This is a genomic window from Sphingomonas sp. TF3 (assembly GCF_003985085.1).
Taxonomy (GTDB): domain Bacteria; phylum Pseudomonadota; class Alphaproteobacteria; order Sphingomonadales; family Sphingomonadaceae; genus Sphingomonas.
In genome coordinates this window covers 146,400-161,946 of record NZ_RWKS01000006.1, presented here as the reverse complement: position 1 = coordinate 161,946, position 15,547 = coordinate 146,400, and the positions used below count along the sequence as shown (strand labels likewise).

The window sequence follows — 15,547 nt, the reverse complement described above, 5'->3', positions numbered from 1 at the left end:
CGCCTTCTGATGTTTAAAAGGAAGATCCATGCCTAACGACCCCGTCATCATCGCCAGCTACGCCCGTACGCCAATGGGTGGCTTTCAGGGGGCGCTTTCCGGCGTCACCGCGGTTGAACTCGGCGTGACGGCGGTGCGTGCGGCAGTCGAGCGGGCGCAGGTCGACCCGAACAGCATCGATCGGATTTATATGGGGTGCGTGCTCCCTGCGGGCCTGGGCCAGGCCCCCGCCCGCCAGGCGGCGCTCGGCGCGGGGCTGCCCGATTCTGTAGAAGCAACCACGATCAACAAGATGTGCGGCTCTGGCATGCAGGCGACCATCATGGCGACCGAAGCGCTGATGGCGGGCACCGTCGACGTAGTAGTGGCCGGCGGTATGGAGAGCATGACCAATGCGCCGTTCCTGCTGGCAAAACACCGCTCGGGCGCGCGGATTGGCCATGACGTCGTCATCGATTCGATGATGATGGACGGTCTGGAAGATGCCTATGACAGGGGCAAACCGATGGGGGCCTTTGCCGAGGATACCGCCACCGCCTATCAATTTACCCGCGCCGAGCAGGACAGTTTCGCGATCGAAAGCCTGACTCGCGCCAACGCGGCGATCACTAGCGGCGGCTTTGCCGACGAAGTCGTTCCGGTCACGGTCAAGACCCGCGGCGGCGATGTCGTCGTCAGCGAAGACGAACAACCCGGTAAGGCGAAGCCCGAGAAAATCCCCAGCCTGCGCCCCGCTTTCGCCAAGGACGGCACGATCACCGCTGCTACCTCCGCTTCCATTTCCGATGGGGCGGCCGCCCTGGTGCTGACGCGGGCGAGCGTGGCCGAACAGCACGGCCTGTCGCAGGAGGCGCGAATCGTCGCGACCGCGGCACACGCCCATGCCCCGGCTTTGTTCACCACCGCGCCGGTCGCGGCGATCCGCAAAGTGCTGGAGCGCGCCGGTTGGTCGGTCGACGACGTCGATCTGTTCGAGGTCAATGAGGCATTCGCCACCGTGGCGATGATCGCGATGCGCGAACTGGCCATTCCGCGCGAGAAGCTGAACGTCAATGGCGGCGCGACCGCGCTCGGCCATCCGATTGGTGCCAGCGGCGCGCGGATCATCGCCACGCTGGTCGCGGCGTTGAAGCGGCGGGGACTCGAAAAGGGCGTTGCCGCCTTGTGCATCGGCGGCGGCGAGGCGACCGCAATCGCGGTTGAGCTGATCCACCCGTAAGCCGCGCATCGGCAAGGCCGACGCAAGGGCGCGGGGGCCCGGCGTCGGCCTGATGATAGGCGGTCAGGTTTGCCGCAAAAGCTGCTTTGCGCGCGACAAATGCGGGCGATCGAGCATTCCGCCCTTATACCCGATCGCGCCGACGCCCGGATTGGCGGCGAAGAGATCGACGATCGCCTGCGCCTCGGCGATTTCCTCCGCAGTCGGCGTGAAGGCGGCGTTGATCACGTCGACTTGGGCGGGGTGGATGGCGAGCATCCCGCGAAAACCATCGCGCCGCATCTTTTCCGCCCGCGCTTTGAGCAAGTCGAGATCGCGAAAATCGCCCTGGATCGTTTCGATCGCCGCGACCTCCGCCGCCACCGCACCGAGCAGGCACAGCGAGCGCGCCAATTCATAGGTGAAGCCATAACTGCCATCGGCGTTGCGATTGTCGCTGGCCCCGATCGAATCCGCCAAATCTTCCGCTCCCCAGGTCAACGCCACGACGCGCGGCGCACCCTTATAGTCGCCGGTGCGGAACATGGCGGCGGCGGTTTCGGTGACCAGCGCGATGACCGGGGTGGACCCCGCCGGGATGCCGTGCGCCGCCTCGAACGCGCTGAGATAATGATCGAGCCGCTCGACATCCTCCCGCCCGTTGACCTTGGGTACCATGATGCCGCCGGGACGGGCAGGCATGATCGCGGCCAGATCGGTAAGCGCAGCAGTGCCGTCGAGCGGATTGATCCGCACCCACAAGCGCGATCGGCCCGCCGCGTTCGCCTGCAAGGCATCGTGAACAACCTGCCGCGCGAGCGGCTTGTTTTCGGGCGTCACCGCGTCTTCCAGATCCAGCAGGACGATGTCGGCCGGACTCGCAATCGCTTTGGCCAGCTTACGTTCGCTATCGCCTGGCGCGAACAACCAGGAGCGCATCGTCAGCACTTCGGGGATATCGGACGGCACATCGCTCATTGTTCAGGGTTTCCCACGGTATCGAAACAGCCAAGTCGCATACGGTGTATGGCCGCGTTTGATAACACCCGCTGCATCGAAGCGAGATCGGGCGATAGGGTGTCGGTGCCACCGTTATATTCCCCTACCCCACCGCGCCCGATCTGCTAGAACGGTGCCACGTCGCGTCCGCGCCCGTGCGGTCGCCGCTCCGGGGGTATTTCATGGCACTCGTCATTGCAGGGCTGCTGGTCGTCGTTGTCCTGCTCTATCTCATGCTCGGCATGAAGGTGGTGCGCCAGGGCTATCAATATACGATCGAGCGCTTCGGCAAGTTCACCGCTGTGGCGCAACCCGGGCTCACCTTCATCGTGCCGCTGTTCGACCAGATCGGTCGCAAAGTGAACATGATGGAGCAGGTGCTCGATATTCCGGGACAGGAGATCATCACCAAGGACAATGCGATGGTCGCGGTCGACGGCGTGGTGTTCTTCCAGGTGCTCGACGCCGCCAAGGCCGCCTATGAGGTGAGCGACCTCTACCTCGCAATCATGCAGCTCGCGACGACCAATTTGCGTACCGTGATGGGATCGATGGATCTCGACGAGACGCTGTCGAAGCGCGATGAGATCAACACGCGGCTGCTGATGGTGGTCGATCATGCCACCGAAAGCTGGGGTGTGAAGATCACCCGCGTCGAATTGAAGGATATCCGCCCGCCTGCCGACATCGTCAACGCGATGACGCGCCAGATGAAGGCCGAGCGCGAAAAGCGCGCGACGATCCTCGAGTCCGAAGCGGCGCGGCAGAATGCGATCAACCGCGCCGAAGGGGCCAAACAGTCGCAGATCCTCGAGGCCGAGGGTCGTCGCGAATCCGCCTTCCGGGATGCCGAAGCGCGCGAGCGCGCCGCCCAGGCCGAGGCGAGCGCGACCAAGGCGGTGTCCGACGCGATCGAGAGCGGCAGCGTTCAGGCGATCAATTATTTCATCGCGCAGAAATATGTCGAGGCGATCGGCAAGTTCGCCACGTCTCCGAATGCCAAGACGATCCTGTTCCCGGTCGAAGCGACTCAGCTGATGGGGACGCTGGGCGGGATTGGCGAGCTGGCGCGCGAGGCGATTTCGGGCAGTCCGACGCCGCCGGCTCCCGCTACGCCGCGGCCGCGCGGACCGTTTGAGGACAAGCCGCAATGATGCTGTTCGGCGTGGCATGGAGCGATGGTGCACTGTGGTTTGCGGCGGCGCTCGCGCTGGTCATTGCCGAGATGCTGGCACCTGGCTTTTTCCTGATTTTTCTGGGAGCCGGTGCCGCCAGTGTCGGCGTGGTCGCGCTGATCGCGCCGGGCTTGCCGGTGATCGTCCAGGCGTTGATATTTGCGGTGGTGACCGGGGCGCTGGTGGCGCTTGGGTGGCGTTGGTATCGCCAGTCGGACCGGTCCTCGGCCGACCCGCTCCTCAATGATCGCGCGGCCCGACTGATCGGCAAGCGTGTCGTGGTTTGCGAAGCGATCGTCGATGGCGAGGGCCGGGTGACGGTTGGCGATGGCGCGTGGAGCGCAACCGGGCCGGATACCGCCGCAGGCGCGACGGTGCGGATCGTCGGCGCGGATGGCAGCGTCCTGCGGGTCGAGCCCGCCTGACGCTGCCCGTCGCGTTATTTCTTGCCGAAGAAATTGGCGGCGAGCCCTTCGAGTTCGCCAAGCGCGCCCTTGCCAGCGCTCCCAAGCGGACCGTCCAAAAGCGTCGCGAATTGGGCGAGCGCCCCTTCACCGCCGATGTGGCCGATGATCTGCTGCAGCACGTCTACGGGGAGGCCAGTCGTCTCGGCCGCAGTCGTGGCCGTATCGGTCGGCGCGGCATGGGCCTGGCCCAGCGCGGTGATTGCCGATTCGACTTGCTCCGGCGTCAGCCCGACCTTCGCGGCAAGGTTCTTTACGTCGACATTTTCAGTGACTTGGGCGAGCAGTCCGTCGAGCAATCCCATATGTGCATCCTTTCGAGCTGATCCGAGCATAGCAAGATTAGCATGCGCCCGGCAGCGACGCGAGATCGGGCGTGATGAAACCGCGTCGCGCGGCCACCGAAAACAATCGATCGCGCGAATAAAAGCGTAGTGGCCAATCGCGCTGTCCTGCCGGTGATCCAAGCAGGGCGTTAACGCACGCGACCAGCGTCTCCCCGGACGGTCGCGCTGCAACATGGGCGCACACACCACTGAGGTAGGCGCGGGTAATCGTCTCATGATATCCTTGGGTGTCGTCGTTCACCCCGCCGACCGCGACGTTGTAGCTACTTATGATAGCGGCAATTTCGACATCGATGGCGATGTCCGGACGATCGCGCACCAGCCACGTGGTCGCGGCGAGATGCGCCTCATGCGTCCACTCGGCACGCGGCAGGCTGTGGTCGAGCAGCCCCTCCCCGACGCGGCGAATGGCGTCATCGTCGGGGAATGGGCGAAAAGGCAATTGGGTCATCGGATCGGGCTTTCCGGTTGGGCGCGCCCGATCCGAAGACCGGGCCATCAGGCGGGAACGTGAACCTTCGGGGCCGATTGTCGCACCCCTTCATCGACATGATCGGCGAATTGCGCGAAGTTTTCCACGAACAGATCGACCAATTTTGCCGCCGTGGCGTCGTAGGCCGCCTTGTCGGCCCAGGTTGCCCGCGGATCGAGGATCGCGCTGTCCACCCCTGGCACCGCCACCGGCACCTTGAAGCCGAAATTCGGATCGGTGCGGAATTCCACGCCGTTCAGGCTGCCGTCGAGCGCCGCGTTGAGCAGCGCCCGCGTCGCCTTGATCGGCATACGGCTGCCGACGCCGTATTTCCCGCCGGTCCAGCCGGTATTGACCAGCCAGCAATCGACCCCGCCCTTGGCGATCCGCTCCTTGAGCAAATTGCCGTAGACCGAGGGATGCCGCGCCATGAACGGTGCGCCAAAGCAAGTCGAGAACGTCGCGTCGGGCTCGGTCACGCCAATTTCCGTCCCGGCCACGCGCGCGGTGTAGCCGGACAGGAAGTGGTACATCGCCTGTTCCGGGGTCAGCTTGGCGATCGGCGGCAAGATGCCATAGGCGTCCGCCGTCAGCATCACGACATTGCGCGGCACCGGCCCCATATTGTGTTCGGACGCGTTGGGGATGAAGTCGATCGGATAGGCCCCGCGACTGTTTTCCGCGAGGCTCGCATCGTCGAGATCGAGCACGCGCGTCACCGGGTCCATCACCACGTTTTCGAGGATGGTGCCAAAGCGTTTGGTGGTGGCGAAGATCTCGGGCTCTGCATCGGCCGACAGGCGGATCATCTTGGCGTAGCAGCCGCCCTCGAAATTGAAGACGGCGGTGTCGGACCAGCCATGCTCGTCATCACCGATCAGCGTGCGGCTGGCATCGGCGCTGAGCGTGGTCTTGCCGGTGCCCGACAGGCCGAAGAATACGGCGGTGTCACCATCCTTGCCGATATTCGCCGAGCAATGCATCGGCATCACGCCCGTCGGCGGCAGCAGATAGTTGAGCAGGCTGAACACCGATTTCTTCATCTCGCCGGCATATTTGGTGCCGCCGATCAGGATCAATTTGTCGGTGAAGTTTACCGCGATGATGGTTTCGCTGCGGCAGCCATGCCGCGCGGGGTCGGCACGGAAGCTGGGCAAATCGATGATCGTGTAATCGGGCACGAAACCGCGCAGTTCCGATTCCTCCGGGCGCACCAGCATCGTGCGGATGAAGCTGTTATGCCAGGCCAGCTCGTTGATCACGCGCACGTTGACGCGGTGCTCGGGCTGCGAACCGCCAAACAGATCCTGAACGAACAGATCCTCCTTGTCCCGCAAGGCGGACAGAAAATCGGCCTTCAGGACAGCGAAATGCTCCGGCGACATCGCCTTGTTGCTTTTGCCCCACCATACGGTGCTCTCGGTTTCGGCATCACGGACGATGAACTTGTCCTGTGCGGAGCGCCCGGTATGCGCGCCGGTTTCCACGACGAGCGGCCCATCGGCCGACAGTTTTCCCTCCCCGCGCGCGATGGCGGACTGGATCAGGCGGGCGGTGACAAGGTTCCAGTGCAGGTTGGCGCGGGTCTCGATGCCCTGGGCCTCCAGCCCTGCGGTCGGGGTACGGTCGCTCATTGCGTGGGGTCTCCTCAATGTCCCATGCGGGCCAATTGACCTCGCATTTTATGCTTTTGCACCGTGGCGCATATCGTTGGCCTTGCCCGCGGTCAAACGCGCTCTGTTCAGCGTGCATTGAGGCTACGGGTGTAATCGATTACGTCGACTCACGAATGACAAGGATCTATCCCGCCCGATGACGGCAACGATTGCTTTGGTCGATGACGACCGCAATATCCTGACCTCGGTCTCGATCGCGCTTCAGGCCGAGGGCTTTGTCACGCGGGTCTATTCGGATGGCGAGACGGCGCTGAAGGCGCTGATCGACAACCCGCCCGACATCGCGATCCTCGATATCAAGATGCCGCGCATGGACGGGTTGGAACTGCTCCGCCGCCTGCGCGAGAAGAGCATGTTACCGGTGATCTTCCTGACCTCGAAGGATGACGAGCTCGACGAGGCGCTTGGCCTGGCAATGGGGGCGGACGATTATATCGCCAAGCCGTTCTCGCAGCGGTTGTTGATCGCGCGGATTCGGGCGATCTTGCGGCGCACCGAAGTTGCGCAGGGCGGCGCGGGCGACGGTGAGGCAACCCCGGAGACATCGCTGGTGCGCGGCCGACTGGCGATGGACACCGCGCGGCACCGCGTGACCTGGAATGGCGATACCGTCACGCTGACCGTCACCGAGTTCCTGATCCTGGAAACGCTGGCGCAGCGCCCCGGCATCGTCAAAACCCGCAACCAGTTGATGGACGCGGCTTATCATGACGACATTTATGTCGACGATCGTACCATCGACAGCCACATCAAGCGCGTGCGGCGCAAGTTCCGCCAGGTCGATGCCGACTTCGATGCGATAGAGACGCTTTATGGAGCCGGATATCGATTCTCCGAGGAATAGCGCCGTCGGTATCGATCTGGCCCGTGACGAGGAGGATGCGCGCGCGCTGTCGCTGCGCTGGTCGGCGCGCGTTTCACTTACACCCCGCATTTTGTTCGTGAACGTCTTCGCGCTCGCGATGCTCGCTGGCGGGTTCTTCTATCTCGATTCCTACCGCAGCCGCATCGTCGACGGCCGCGTCACCCAATCGATCCGCGAGGCCCGCCTGGTCGCCGAGGCGATCGTCGCGGTGCCGCAGAAGCAGCGTCCCGACCTCGCGCTGAAGCTGGCACAGGACATGGGCGCACGCTTGCGGATTTATGACAAGGACGCGAAGCTCATCATCGACACGCGCGCGATGGGACTGCGCAATTTCGTGCTGCAAGACCCCGACAAACAGGATTGGCAGCAGGCTGCAGCGCGCTTTCTGGACGCGGTCATCGACACCGTGGTCGGGGCACCGCGCGCACCACTCTATCGCGAGCGAACCAGTGGAATGGCGTGGCCCGACGTGCGCACCGCGCGTGCCGAGCCGAAGGTCGCCGCGACGGTATGGCGCGCGCCCGATCGCACGCCCGTCATCACCGCCGCCTCGGCCTTTCCGGGCGGCGGCGTGGTGATGAGCACGATCAACGCCCGTGACATCACGCAAACCGTGCGGGTCGAGCGCTTTCGCCTTGGCGTGGTCTTGCTGATCGTCGCGATCGTGTCGGTGTTGCTCTCCCTGTTTCTCGCACGCACGATCGTGCGACCGTTGCGGCGGCTCGCACGCGCGGCGGTGCGGGTGCGGCTTGGGCGCGCGCGCGAAGTGGTGGTTCCGCGCCTGCCCGAGCGCCGCGACGAGATCGGCATGTTGGCGCGTGCGCTCTCCGACATGAGCCTCGCGCTGCGCGCGCGGATCGACGCGATCGAGGCCTTTGCCGCCGACGTCACGCACGAGATGAAAAACCCCCTCGCCTCATTGCGCTCCGCCGTCGAGGGCATGGCGATGGTCAAGGATCCCGCGCTGCAGGATCGTCTGCTGGCGATCGTTCGTGATGATGTCCAGCGGCTCGATCGGCTGATCACCGACATCGCGGAGGCCTCACGCCTGGACGCGCAATTGAGCCGCGCGAAGTTCGAGCCTGTCGATCTGGGCATGATGATCATGGCACTGATCGCCAGCCGCGACGCGCGCGGGATCGAGCGCGGCATTCGGATCTGGTTCGACAACAAGCTTGCCGAACCCCTGATCGTGCTCGGAGAAGGCGGGCGCCTGGAACGTGTGCTGGAAAACCTTATCGAAAATGCAGTTTCCTTCTCACCCGAAGGCGGTGTCATCACGATTACGGCGTCGCGCGATCACGACATTTTGACGGTTTCGGTGGAGGATCAGGGGCCCGGCGTTCCGGAAAGCGCGCGCGAGCAGGTGTTTCGTCGATTCCAGTCCTTGCGCCCAGCGGGCGAAGCGTTCGGAAAGCATTCCGGCTTGGGCCTTGCTATCGCGCGCACGATCGTCGAGGCCCACCAAGGGACGATCAATGTCGAGAGTCGTAGCGACGGCGCGGAGGGTGCCCGTCTGGTCGTCCGCCTTCCGGCGAGGAACGCGACGTGAAGCAGATTCGGCTTTATGCAACCGCTGTTGCGATCGGCAGTCACGCGGTGCTGCTGATGGGGCCGTCCGGCTCGGGCAAGTCCGACCTCGCCTTGCGCCTGATTGATCGTGGGGCAAATCTGATCAGCGACGATTACACGATCCTTGAGGTTCGCGACGGTGCGCTGTTTGCCTCGGCTCCAGAAACGATTGTCGGAAAGATCGAAGTTCGCGGGATCGGCATCGTCGCGATTCCGCATATCGACAATGTCGCCGCCGCGCTCGTGGTGCATCTGGGCGGTGCCGTCGAACGGATGCCGCTGCGCCAGACCGTAATGACCATCGCGGGGGTCGATCTGCCCGAAACCAAGCTTGAAGCCTTCGAACAATCTGCCCCGATCAAGGTGGAATTAGCGCTGCACCGCGCTACAAAGGAACTATAATGCGTGACCCGAAGGACATTTTGCTCGTCACTGGCATGTCGGGTGCCGGCAAGTCGACGGTGCTCCGAACGCTCGAGGATCTCGGGTGGGAGGTCGTCGACAATTTCCCGCTCCTGTTGCTGGATCGGTTGCTGGACACGCCGCTCCCGAACGGAGCCGGCCAATCAGGCCAGCCGCTTGCGCTTGGCATCGGAGCGCGCACACGGGACTTCGATCCCGAACGGATCGTCCAACGGATCAAGCGGCTGCGGAAACTTCACGGCCACGACATCGGCACCTTGTTCCTGGACTGCGCCGGTAGCGAACTGGAGCGGCGCTATTCGGAAACCCGCCGCCGCCACCCCTTGGCGCTGGACCGCCCAGCGGCGGACGGCATCGCGCGCGAGCGCGAATTGCTGGCTCCGATTCGCCAATGGGCCAACCGATTGATCGACACGACCACGCTGTCCGCCAATGAACTGGCACAGCAGGTCCGCACCACGTTTTCCGGTGAACGGCTGGGGCAACCGACGCTTTCCGTAACCTCGTTCGGCTTCGCCCGCGGCCTGCCCCGCAACGCTGACCTCGTTTTCGATATGCGCTTCCTGCGCAACCCGCACTGGGTGCCGCAGCTGCGCCCCGGTACCGGGCTGGACGCCGATGTCGCCGCCTATGTCGCAGCAGACCCTGCTTATGAATCCGCAGTCGGGCAGATCGAGTCGCTGCTGCTGCTGTTGCTTCCGCGCTACAGAGCCGAAGGAAAATCCTATGTCACCGTCGCGTTCGGCTGCACCGGCGGGCGGCATCGCTCGGTGCATGTGACAGAGCGGGTAGGTGCCAGGTTGCGCGCGGAGGGATTTTCGCCCACGGTCTCGCATCGAGATCTTGACGCTGCTCCCCAGGACTCGCTGGAAGGCGCGCCGGACGAGACGCAAAATAATGGGGCGCGTGTTGCATGAGCTGGGCGGAGCGATGATCGGGCTTGTTCTCGTGACTCATGGCCGATTGGCCGACGAATTTGTGACCGCGATGGAACATGTCGTGGGCAAGCAGGAGCGTGTTGCCACCGTCGCGATCGGTCCGGACGACGATATGGAGGCGCGGCGCAACGACATTGCCGCCGCGATCGCCCGTGTCGATGCCGGGCGCGGCGTCATCCTGCTTACCGATCTGTTCGGCGGCACGCCCTCCAATCTCGCTATTTCGCTGCTCGAACGCGGGCGGATCGAGGTGATTGCGGGGATCAACCTGCCGATGCTGATCCGGCTCGAATCGGCGCGCAAGTCGATGAAGGTCGTCGATGCCGTTGCTGCCGCGCGCGAGGCGGGTCGCAAATATATTTCGGTCGCATCCGAGGTGTTGGGCGAGGCGGCGGCCTGATGGCCGTCAGCCGCAGCGTCCTGATCACCAACAAGCGCGGGCTCCATGCCCGAGCGAGCGCTAAGTTCGTGACGCTGGCGGCGGCGCAACCGTGCGAAGTGCTGGTCGAAAAAGACGGTGCGGGCTCTGTCACGGGCACGTCGATCATGGGCCTGATGATGCTCGGCGCAGCGATGGGCGACACGATCATGATCTCCGCCGACGGCGAAGATGCCGAGACGGCCGTCAGCGCGCTGTGCGACCTGGTCGAAGCCAAGTTCGGCGAGGATTGACCGACCCGCACAGCCCCCGCTTGCGGGCAGCGCTGGCGGAGGGCATGTGGCGGGAATGGACGTCGACATCCCCTGCCTTGCTCCCGCCGCCGCACCGGAGCGCCTGTAATGCCGCGTGAAATCACGGCTTATTCCAACCCGCTGATCAAGCGCGTGCGCTTGCTGCGCGAGAAGCGGCATCGCCGCGAGGAAGGGCTGTTCCTGGCGGAGGGCTTGCGCATCCTGACCGAGGCGCGCGAAGCCGGGCGTATTCCCCAATATTTGTTCTTCGCCCGCGACAGCGCGGCGCATCCGCTGGTGCAGGCTTTGGTCGTCGATGTCGAGGCGGCGGGCGGCGAAGCGATCGAGACCGTGCCCGACATCCTCTCCAAACTATCGGGCAAGGACAATCCGCAAGCTGTGGTCGGTGTCTTCCCCGAATTTACGCGCGATCTGGCCAGCCTCGATCGCTCGAGCGCGGCGATCTGGCTGGTGGCCGAGCGACTGCGCGATCCCGGTAACCTCGGCACGATCCTGCGCACCGGCGATGCGGTCGGTGCAGGCGGCCTGATTCTGATCGGCGAATGCGTCGATCCCTTCTCGGTCGAAGCCGTGCGCGCAAGCATGGGCGCTTTGTTCACCGTGCCCGTCGTGCAGTGCGAATGGGCGGAGTTCACGCAGTGGTTGCGCAGTGGACCGGGGCAATTGGTGGGGTTGAGCCTCGACGCCGACAGCGACTATCGCGCCGCCAGCTACACCGCCCCGACCTTCCTGCTGACCGGCAACGAAGCGCAAGGCATGCCCGATGCTTATGCGGCGCAGTGCGATCTGTTAGTGAAGATCCCGATGCTGGGCAAAGCCGACAGCCTGAATGCGGCGGTCGCGACCGCAGTGATGGCCTATGAGGTGCTGGCGCAAAGCCGGGGTACGTGACCGATTTAGGCTGGTGCCCCCGAGTGGATTCGAACCACCGGCCTGCGGTTTAGGAAACCGTCGCTCTATCCGACTGAGCTACGGGGGCGCCGCGCGCGGTGGTACTGTGCGGCGCTGACGAAATCAATTGACCGTATCGGGTGGAATTACCGGGAACGGCAAGGCCGCGACCGGTACGCCTTCCTCGACCAGCGCCTTCGCCTCGGCCAGGGTCGTTTCGCCGTGGATCGGCGTCGCGGCGGTTTCCCCGACATGCATTGCGCGCGCGCGATCGGCAAAGGCGCGCCCGACCCATTCCGACTTTTCAAGCACCTGCGCCTGCGCCTGCGCGAGCGCGTGGAGTGCGGCCTTCATCGTCTCCGGGGTGAGGGCTGGAGGAGCCGCCGCCTGGACGTTTGGCGCCGGAACGCTGCGGCTGTTGCCCTTTGTGCCCACATTCGGGGCCATCACGGCCTTGACGATCTCATCATCACCGCAGATCGGGCACGCGAGCAGGCCTCGCGCCTGCTGATCCTCGAACGCAGTAGTTGAGCCAAACCAGGCTTCGAACACATGCGCCTGACGACAGCGCAGATCGAACACGATCACGCCGATTCGACCTCCGGGATCGCGCGCCGATGCGCGAGCACCGGAATGCGCGCGCGAACATCGGCGACACGCGCCGGATCGATCTCGGCAAAGCCCAAAGCAGCCGTCTCGCCCATATCGAGGATAACCTCTCCCCACGGGTCGATCACCAGCGAATGGCCATAGGTTGCCCGACCATCGGCATGGACGCCGGTCTGCGCGGCCGCGATAACATAGGCCCCGGCCTCGATCGCGCGGGCGCGCAGCAGCACGTGCCAATGCGCCGCGCCGGTCGGACGGGTAAAGGCAGCGGGCACACCCAGCACGGTCGCGCCTGCGTTGCTCAGCGCACGGTACAGATCGGCAAAGCGCAGATCGTAACAAATCGACAGGCCCAGCGAGCCGACCGGGGTCTGCACCACCACCGCGCCCTCACCGGGTGCGTAGCTTGCGGATTCGCGCCAGCTTTCACCGGTCGGCAAATCCACGTCGAACAAATGCAATTTGTCGTACCGCGCGCGGATTTCGCCATGGTCGTCGATCACGAACGCCCGATTGGCGAGCCGCCCGCTTTCCCCCAATACCGCCAGCGACCCGATATGAACCCAGATGCCGTGTTCCGCCGCTGCGGTACGCACCGCGGCCAGCACGACATCGTCCGCTTCGCTGCGCAAGACCTGTGCGGCGCGCGCGCGGTCCCGATCCAGCAAGCCCGACATTTCGGGGGTGAACAGCATCGTCGCGCCGCCCCGCGCCGCCTCCGCCACCGCCGCGACGAGCGTTTCGGCATTGGCAACGGGATCGATCCCGCTGGTGACCTGGGCGAGCGCGATCTTCATACTGCGAGCAAAGCGTCCAATTCCCCGGCACGCTCCAGCGCGGCCAGATCATCCGACCCGCCGACATGGCGACCGTCGATAAAGATCTGCGGAACGGTGGTGCCACCGTTGGCGCGTTCGAGCATCTCGGCGCGCTTGGGGCCGCCCATGGTGATGTCATATTCCTCGGGCGTGACGCCCTTGGAGGCGAGCAGCTTCAGCGCGCGCGAGCAATATGGGCAGAAGGCTTTGGTGTAGATTTCAATCTTAGGCATCCGGAAGAAATGTGGGGTGCGTGGGTGGTTGTCAATGTCGGGCGCATCAATCGGTCGAATCGATGACCCGTGCCCAGCACAGGATCGTGACCTTCGCCGCGCCCGCGCGCAGCAAGGCGGCGGCGCAGCCGTCGGTGGTCGCACCGCTGGTGTAGATGTCGTCGATCAACACCACCGCCTTGCCGGGCAGCCGCGCCTTGGGGTCGATCACGCGGAACACCCCGGCGACGGCCCGCGCGCGCGCCTTTGCCCCCATCGCGCGCAGTGGTGGCGTGGCCTTCGCGCGGCGCAACAGCAGCGGATCGTGGGCGATGCCACTCACGCGCGTTAAGGCGGTGGCGATCAGCGCGGCCTGGTTGAAACCGCGCGACCACAAACGCCAGCGGTGGAGCGGCACCGGCACCAGCACATCGGCATCCTCCGGCAGCAGCCGCGCCATTTGCCGCCCGACGGTCTCGGCAAAGGCGGTGCGCCCGCCATATTTCAGCCGAAGCGCCACCGTGCGCGCGACATCGCCATAGGCCACCGCGGCGCGCACCCCGGCATGACGTGGCGGATCGGCGATGCAGGCCGCGCACTGCGCCTCTGCCCCGCGATCATAAGCGAATGGGGTGTGACAGGTTGCGCACCACGGCGGCGCGAGAAAGCGCAGCGCCCCCCAACAGGTGGCGCAGAAGCGATGATCCTCCCCCGTCACCGCACCGCACCCGGGGCAGCGCGGCGGCAGCGCGAAATCGGCGATCAAGCGCAACGGGGCGAGCCAAGGCGACACGCCCCCTTGTCGCCCGCCCTCTAGAGCGGCACAAGCCGCGCGATGAGCGTCCCCGACATCTTCGACCGCGCCGCGCGCCGCCTCCACCGCGACCGCGCCGCGCCGACCTTCGCCGAGTTTGATTTCCTGCGCGCGGCGATGCTCGACGGGATTGCGGAACGGCTGGCGAGCGTGACCCATCGTTTCACCGACATGCTCGATCTCGGCTGCTTCGACGGGGCCTTGCCCGTTCCAGCGGGGGCAAAGGTCACGCGGTGCGACGCGGGCGCGCTGTTTGCTGTCCAATCCGGCGGGGTGCAGGCGGACGAGGATCGCCTCCCCTTCCCCGCCGAATCGTTCGACCTGGTGGTTTCGGCAGGCGTGCTCGACAGCGTCAACGATTTGCCCGGCGCGCTCACGCTCGCCCGGCGTGCACTTCGACCCGACGGCCTGTTCCTCGCCGCCTTCTGTGGCGCGGGTACGCTATCCACCTTGCGCAGCGTTCTGCGCGAGGCGGAGCGGGATCGCCCGGCGGCGCGCATCCATCCGCAAGTCGATGTGCGCTCGGCGGGCGATTTACTGATGCGCGCAGGCTTCACGCTGCCCGTGGCGGATATCGAGCCGCTGACCGTCCGCTATCGCGGGATCGGCGGGCTGCTGCGCGATTTGCGCGGCATGGGTGCCTCCAATATCCTGCGCGACCGCACACCGCTGCGCCGCGATACGCTCGCGCGCGCGGCCGAACTTTTTACTGAGCGGGCCGATCCCGACGGCAAGACGCCTGAGCGATTCGACATTCTCTATCTGACCGGCTGGTCCCCGGCCCCGACGCAACCGCAACCGGCGCGCCGCGGCAGCGCGACGGCCTCGCTCGAAGGCGCGCTGCGGCGCTTTCCGCCGAGCGATGCCTAGCGCGCGAGCCGCACCAGCATTTCGTCGAGCGCCGAGAGGAAGCGCGAACGGTCGGCCTTGGCGAAGGGCGCGGGCCCACCGACGACATCGCCGCCCGCGCGCAAATCGGCCATGATCGCGCGCACCGCGATCGCATTGCCGATCGACGCCGTGGTGAACGGCTTGCCGTTGGGCGCAAGCACGCTGGCCCCTGCTTTCAGGCAGCGATCGGCGAGCAGGATGTCGTTGGTGATGACCACACTCGCGCGATCGGCACGTTCAGCGATCCAGTCATCCGCCTCATCGAAGCGGTCGCCGACCACGATGCGCGACAGCAACGGATGGGCGGGAATGCGGATCGGGCTGTTGCTGACGATGGTCACCGCCACCGACCGCCGCAGCGCGACCTTGTAGATTTCGTCCTTCACCGGACAGGCATCGGCGTCGACATAGATGTGCAGGCTCATGCTGTGCGCCTAGGCGAAAAGCCGCGCCGGATCGACAGGAACCCGTCGTGCTGGCATCGGGGGGA

Annotated in this window: 20 protein-coding genes and 1 tRNA gene; 11 read left to right on the top strand and 10 right to left on the bottom strand. The window is 65.2% G+C overall.

Going from position 1 to position 15,547, the window contains the following annotated elements; genetic code table 11:
- Positions 1-28: 28 nt before the first annotated feature.
- Positions 29-1,219, top strand: coding sequence for an acetyl-CoA C-acyltransferase (locus tag EJC47_RS07285; protein WP_126846382.1), 1,191 nt, complete (start codon positions 29-31; stop codon positions 1,217-1,219).
- Positions 1,220-1,282: 63 nt separating this feature from the next.
- Here the strand turns inward: EJC47_RS07285 and EJC47_RS07280 are convergent, their stop codons facing one another.
- Positions 1,283-2,176 (bottom strand): HpcH/HpaI aldolase/citrate lyase family protein, encoded by an 894-nt coding sequence (locus EJC47_RS07280; protein ID WP_185867585.1) that lies wholly within the window; start codon positions 2,174-2,176, stop codon positions 1,283-1,285.
- Between the two features lie 203 nt (positions 2,177-2,379).
- Here EJC47_RS07280 and EJC47_RS07275 point away from each other — a divergent pair, with 203 nt between their 5' ends.
- Positions 2,380-3,351, top strand: coding sequence for an SPFH domain-containing protein (locus EJC47_RS07275; protein WP_033965968.1), 972 nt, complete (start codon positions 2,380-2,382; stop codon positions 3,349-3,351).
- On the top strand, positions 3,348-3,797 hold the full coding sequence (locus tag EJC47_RS07270; protein ID WP_126846381.1) for an NfeD family protein: 450 nt from the start codon (positions 3,348-3,350) through the stop codon (positions 3,795-3,797). Before EJC47_RS07275 ends, EJC47_RS07270 begins: the two co-directional genes overlap by 4 nt.
- 14 nt (positions 3,798-3,811) lie before the next feature.
- On the opposite strand, the gene EJC47_RS07265 is transcribed toward EJC47_RS07270, so the two are convergent.
- From EJC47_RS07265 to EJC47_RS07255, 3 genes are read right to left on the bottom strand one after another with little or no spacing between them, the layout of a single operon-like run.
- Positions 3,812-4,141, bottom strand: coding sequence for a hypothetical protein (locus EJC47_RS07265; protein ID WP_033965966.1), 330 nt, complete (start codon positions 4,139-4,141; stop codon positions 3,812-3,814).
- 37 nt (positions 4,142-4,178) lie between these two features.
- Positions 4,179-4,634, bottom strand: a complete 456-nt coding sequence (locus tag EJC47_RS07260; protein ID WP_126846380.1) for a hypothetical protein — start codon at positions 4,632-4,634, stop codon at positions 4,179-4,181.
- 47 nt (positions 4,635-4,681) lie between these two features.
- Positions 4,682-6,289 carry a phosphoenolpyruvate carboxykinase gene (locus EJC47_RS07255; RefSeq protein ID WP_126846379.1) on the bottom strand — a complete coding sequence of 536 codons (1,608 nt, stop codon included), beginning with the start codon at positions 6,287-6,289 and terminating at the stop codon, positions 4,682-4,684.
- A gap of 178 nt (positions 6,290-6,467) precedes the next feature.
- Here EJC47_RS07255 and EJC47_RS07250 point away from each other — a divergent pair, with 178 nt between their 5' ends.
- The 7 genes from EJC47_RS07250 (at position 6,468) to EJC47_RS07220 (ending at position 11,713) form a co-directional block, all read left to right on the top strand.
- A complete protein-coding gene (locus EJC47_RS07250; RefSeq protein WP_010402796.1) occupies positions 6,468-7,175 on the top strand; it encodes a response regulator transcription factor in 708 nt (235 codons plus the stop codon).
- Positions 7,144-8,748, top strand: a complete 1,605-nt coding sequence (locus EJC47_RS07245; RefSeq protein WP_126846378.1) for a sensor histidine kinase — start codon at positions 7,144-7,146, stop codon at positions 8,746-8,748. Before EJC47_RS07250 ends, EJC47_RS07245 begins: the two co-directional genes overlap by 32 nt.
- Complete coding sequence (locus EJC47_RS07240) at positions 8,745-9,170, top strand: HPr kinase/phosphorylase (RefSeq protein ID WP_033965963.1); 426 nt, start codon at positions 8,745-8,747, stop codon at positions 9,168-9,170. The genes EJC47_RS07245 and EJC47_RS07240 overlap by 4 nt, the downstream gene beginning before the upstream one ends.
- Positions 9,170-10,108, top strand: coding sequence for an RNase adapter RapZ (gene rapZ, locus EJC47_RS07235; RefSeq protein ID WP_185867584.1), 939 nt, complete (start codon positions 9,170-9,172; stop codon positions 10,106-10,108). Before EJC47_RS07240 ends, rapZ begins: the two co-directional genes overlap by 1 nt.
- Positions 10,109-10,121: 13 nt before the next feature.
- Entirely contained in the window at positions 10,122-10,529 is a 408-nt protein-coding gene (locus tag EJC47_RS07230; RefSeq protein WP_033965982.1) for a PTS sugar transporter subunit IIA, read from the top strand.
- A complete protein-coding gene (locus EJC47_RS07225) occupies positions 10,529-10,801 on the top strand; it encodes an HPr family phosphocarrier protein (RefSeq protein ID WP_126846376.1) in 273 nt (90 codons plus the stop codon). The genes EJC47_RS07230 and EJC47_RS07225 overlap by 1 nt, the downstream gene beginning before the upstream one ends.
- Positions 10,802-10,909: 108 nt before the next feature.
- Complete coding sequence (locus EJC47_RS07220) at positions 10,910-11,713, top strand: TrmH family RNA methyltransferase (protein ID WP_126846375.1); 804 nt, start codon at positions 10,910-10,912, stop codon at positions 11,711-11,713.
- A gap of 11 nt (positions 11,714-11,724) precedes the next feature.
- Here EJC47_RS07220 and EJC47_RS07215 read toward each other — a convergent pair.
- From EJC47_RS07215 to EJC47_RS07195, 5 genes are all read right to left on the bottom strand, one after another.
- Positions 11,725-11,801, bottom strand: a tRNA-Arg gene (locus EJC47_RS07215).
- A gap of 35 nt (positions 11,802-11,836) precedes the next feature.
- Positions 11,837-12,301 carry a DUF1178 family protein gene (locus tag EJC47_RS07210; protein WP_126846374.1) on the bottom strand — a complete coding sequence of 155 codons (465 nt, stop codon included), beginning with the start codon at positions 12,299-12,301 and terminating at the stop codon, positions 11,837-11,839.
- Complete coding sequence (locus EJC47_RS07205; RefSeq protein WP_126846373.1) at positions 12,298-13,119, bottom strand: carbon-nitrogen hydrolase family protein; 822 nt, start codon at positions 13,117-13,119, stop codon at positions 12,298-12,300. The genes EJC47_RS07210 and EJC47_RS07205 overlap by 4 nt, the downstream gene beginning before the upstream one ends.
- Positions 13,116-13,373, bottom strand: coding sequence for a glutaredoxin 3 (gene grxC, locus EJC47_RS07200; RefSeq protein WP_126846371.1), 258 nt, complete (start codon positions 13,371-13,373; stop codon positions 13,116-13,118). The genes EJC47_RS07205 and grxC overlap by 4 nt, the downstream gene beginning before the upstream one ends.
- Before the next feature lie 46 nt (positions 13,374-13,419).
- A complete protein-coding gene (locus EJC47_RS07195) occupies positions 13,420-14,145 on the bottom strand; it encodes a ComF family protein (RefSeq protein WP_126846370.1) in 726 nt (241 codons plus the stop codon).
- 42 nt (positions 14,146-14,187) lie between these two features.
- Here EJC47_RS07195 and EJC47_RS07190 point away from each other — a divergent pair, with 42 nt between their 5' ends.
- Positions 14,188-15,036 carry a class I SAM-dependent methyltransferase gene (locus EJC47_RS07190; protein ID WP_126846369.1) on the top strand — a complete coding sequence of 283 codons (849 nt, stop codon included), beginning with the start codon at positions 14,188-14,190 and terminating at the stop codon, positions 15,034-15,036.
- On the opposite strand, the gene EJC47_RS07185 is transcribed toward EJC47_RS07190, so the two are convergent.
- Entirely contained in the window at positions 15,033-15,482 is a 450-nt protein-coding gene (locus tag EJC47_RS07185; protein WP_185867583.1) for a YaiI/YqxD family protein, read from the bottom strand. The two genes, EJC47_RS07190 and EJC47_RS07185, sit on opposite strands and share 4 nt — an antisense overlap.
- Between the last annotated feature and the right edge of the window lie 65 nt (positions 15,483-15,547).

Coding starts and splice junctions, on each gene's coding strand:
- EJC47_RS07285 (WP_126846382.1), top strand. CDS start 29: ATGCCTAACGACCCCGTCATCATCGCCAGCTACGCCCGTACGCCAATG.
- EJC47_RS07280 (WP_185867585.1), bottom strand. CDS start 2,176: ATGAGCGATGTGCCGTCCGATATCCCCGAAGTGCTGACGATGCGCTCC.
- EJC47_RS07275 (WP_033965968.1), top strand. CDS start 2,380: ATGGCACTCGTCATTGCAGGGCTGCTGGTCGTCGTTGTCCTGCTCTAT.
- EJC47_RS07270 (WP_126846381.1), top strand. CDS start 3,348: ATGATGCTGTTCGGCGTGGCATGGAGCGATGGTGCACTGTGGTTTGCG.
- EJC47_RS07265 (WP_033965966.1), bottom strand. CDS start 4,141: ATGGGATTGCTCGACGGACTGCTCGCCCAAGTCACTGAAAATGTCGAC.
- EJC47_RS07260 (WP_126846380.1), bottom strand. CDS start 4,634: ATGACCCAATTGCCTTTTCGCCCATTCCCCGACGATGACGCCATTCGC.
- EJC47_RS07255 (WP_126846379.1), bottom strand. CDS start 6,289: ATGAGCGACCGTACCCCGACCGCAGGGCTGGAGGCCCAGGGCATCGAG.
- EJC47_RS07250 (WP_010402796.1), top strand. CDS start 6,468: ATGACGGCAACGATTGCTTTGGTCGATGACGACCGCAATATCCTGACC.
- EJC47_RS07245 (WP_126846378.1), top strand. CDS start 7,144: ATGGAGCCGGATATCGATTCTCCGAGGAATAGCGCCGTCGGTATCGAT.
- rapZ (WP_185867584.1), top strand. CDS start 9,170: ATGCGTGACCCGAAGGACATTTTGCTCGTCACTGGCATGTCGGGTGCC.
- EJC47_RS07230 (WP_033965982.1), top strand. CDS start 10,122: ATGATCGGGCTTGTTCTCGTGACTCATGGCCGATTGGCCGACGAATTT.
- EJC47_RS07225 (WP_126846376.1), top strand. CDS start 10,529: ATGGCCGTCAGCCGCAGCGTCCTGATCACCAACAAGCGCGGGCTCCAT.
- EJC47_RS07220 (WP_126846375.1), top strand. CDS start 10,910: ATGCCGCGTGAAATCACGGCTTATTCCAACCCGCTGATCAAGCGCGTG.
- EJC47_RS07205 (WP_126846373.1), bottom strand. CDS start 13,119: ATGAAGATCGCGCTCGCCCAGGTCACCAGCGGGATCGATCCCGTTGCC.
- grxC (WP_126846371.1), bottom strand. CDS start 13,373: ATGCCTAAGATTGAAATCTACACCAAAGCCTTCTGCCCATATTGCTCG.
- EJC47_RS07190 (WP_126846369.1), top strand. CDS start 14,188: ATGAGCGTCCCCGACATCTTCGACCGCGCCGCGCGCCGCCTCCACCGC.
- EJC47_RS07185 (WP_185867583.1), bottom strand. CDS start 15,482: ATGAGCCTGCACATCTATGTCGACGCCGATGCCTGTCCGGTGAAGGAC.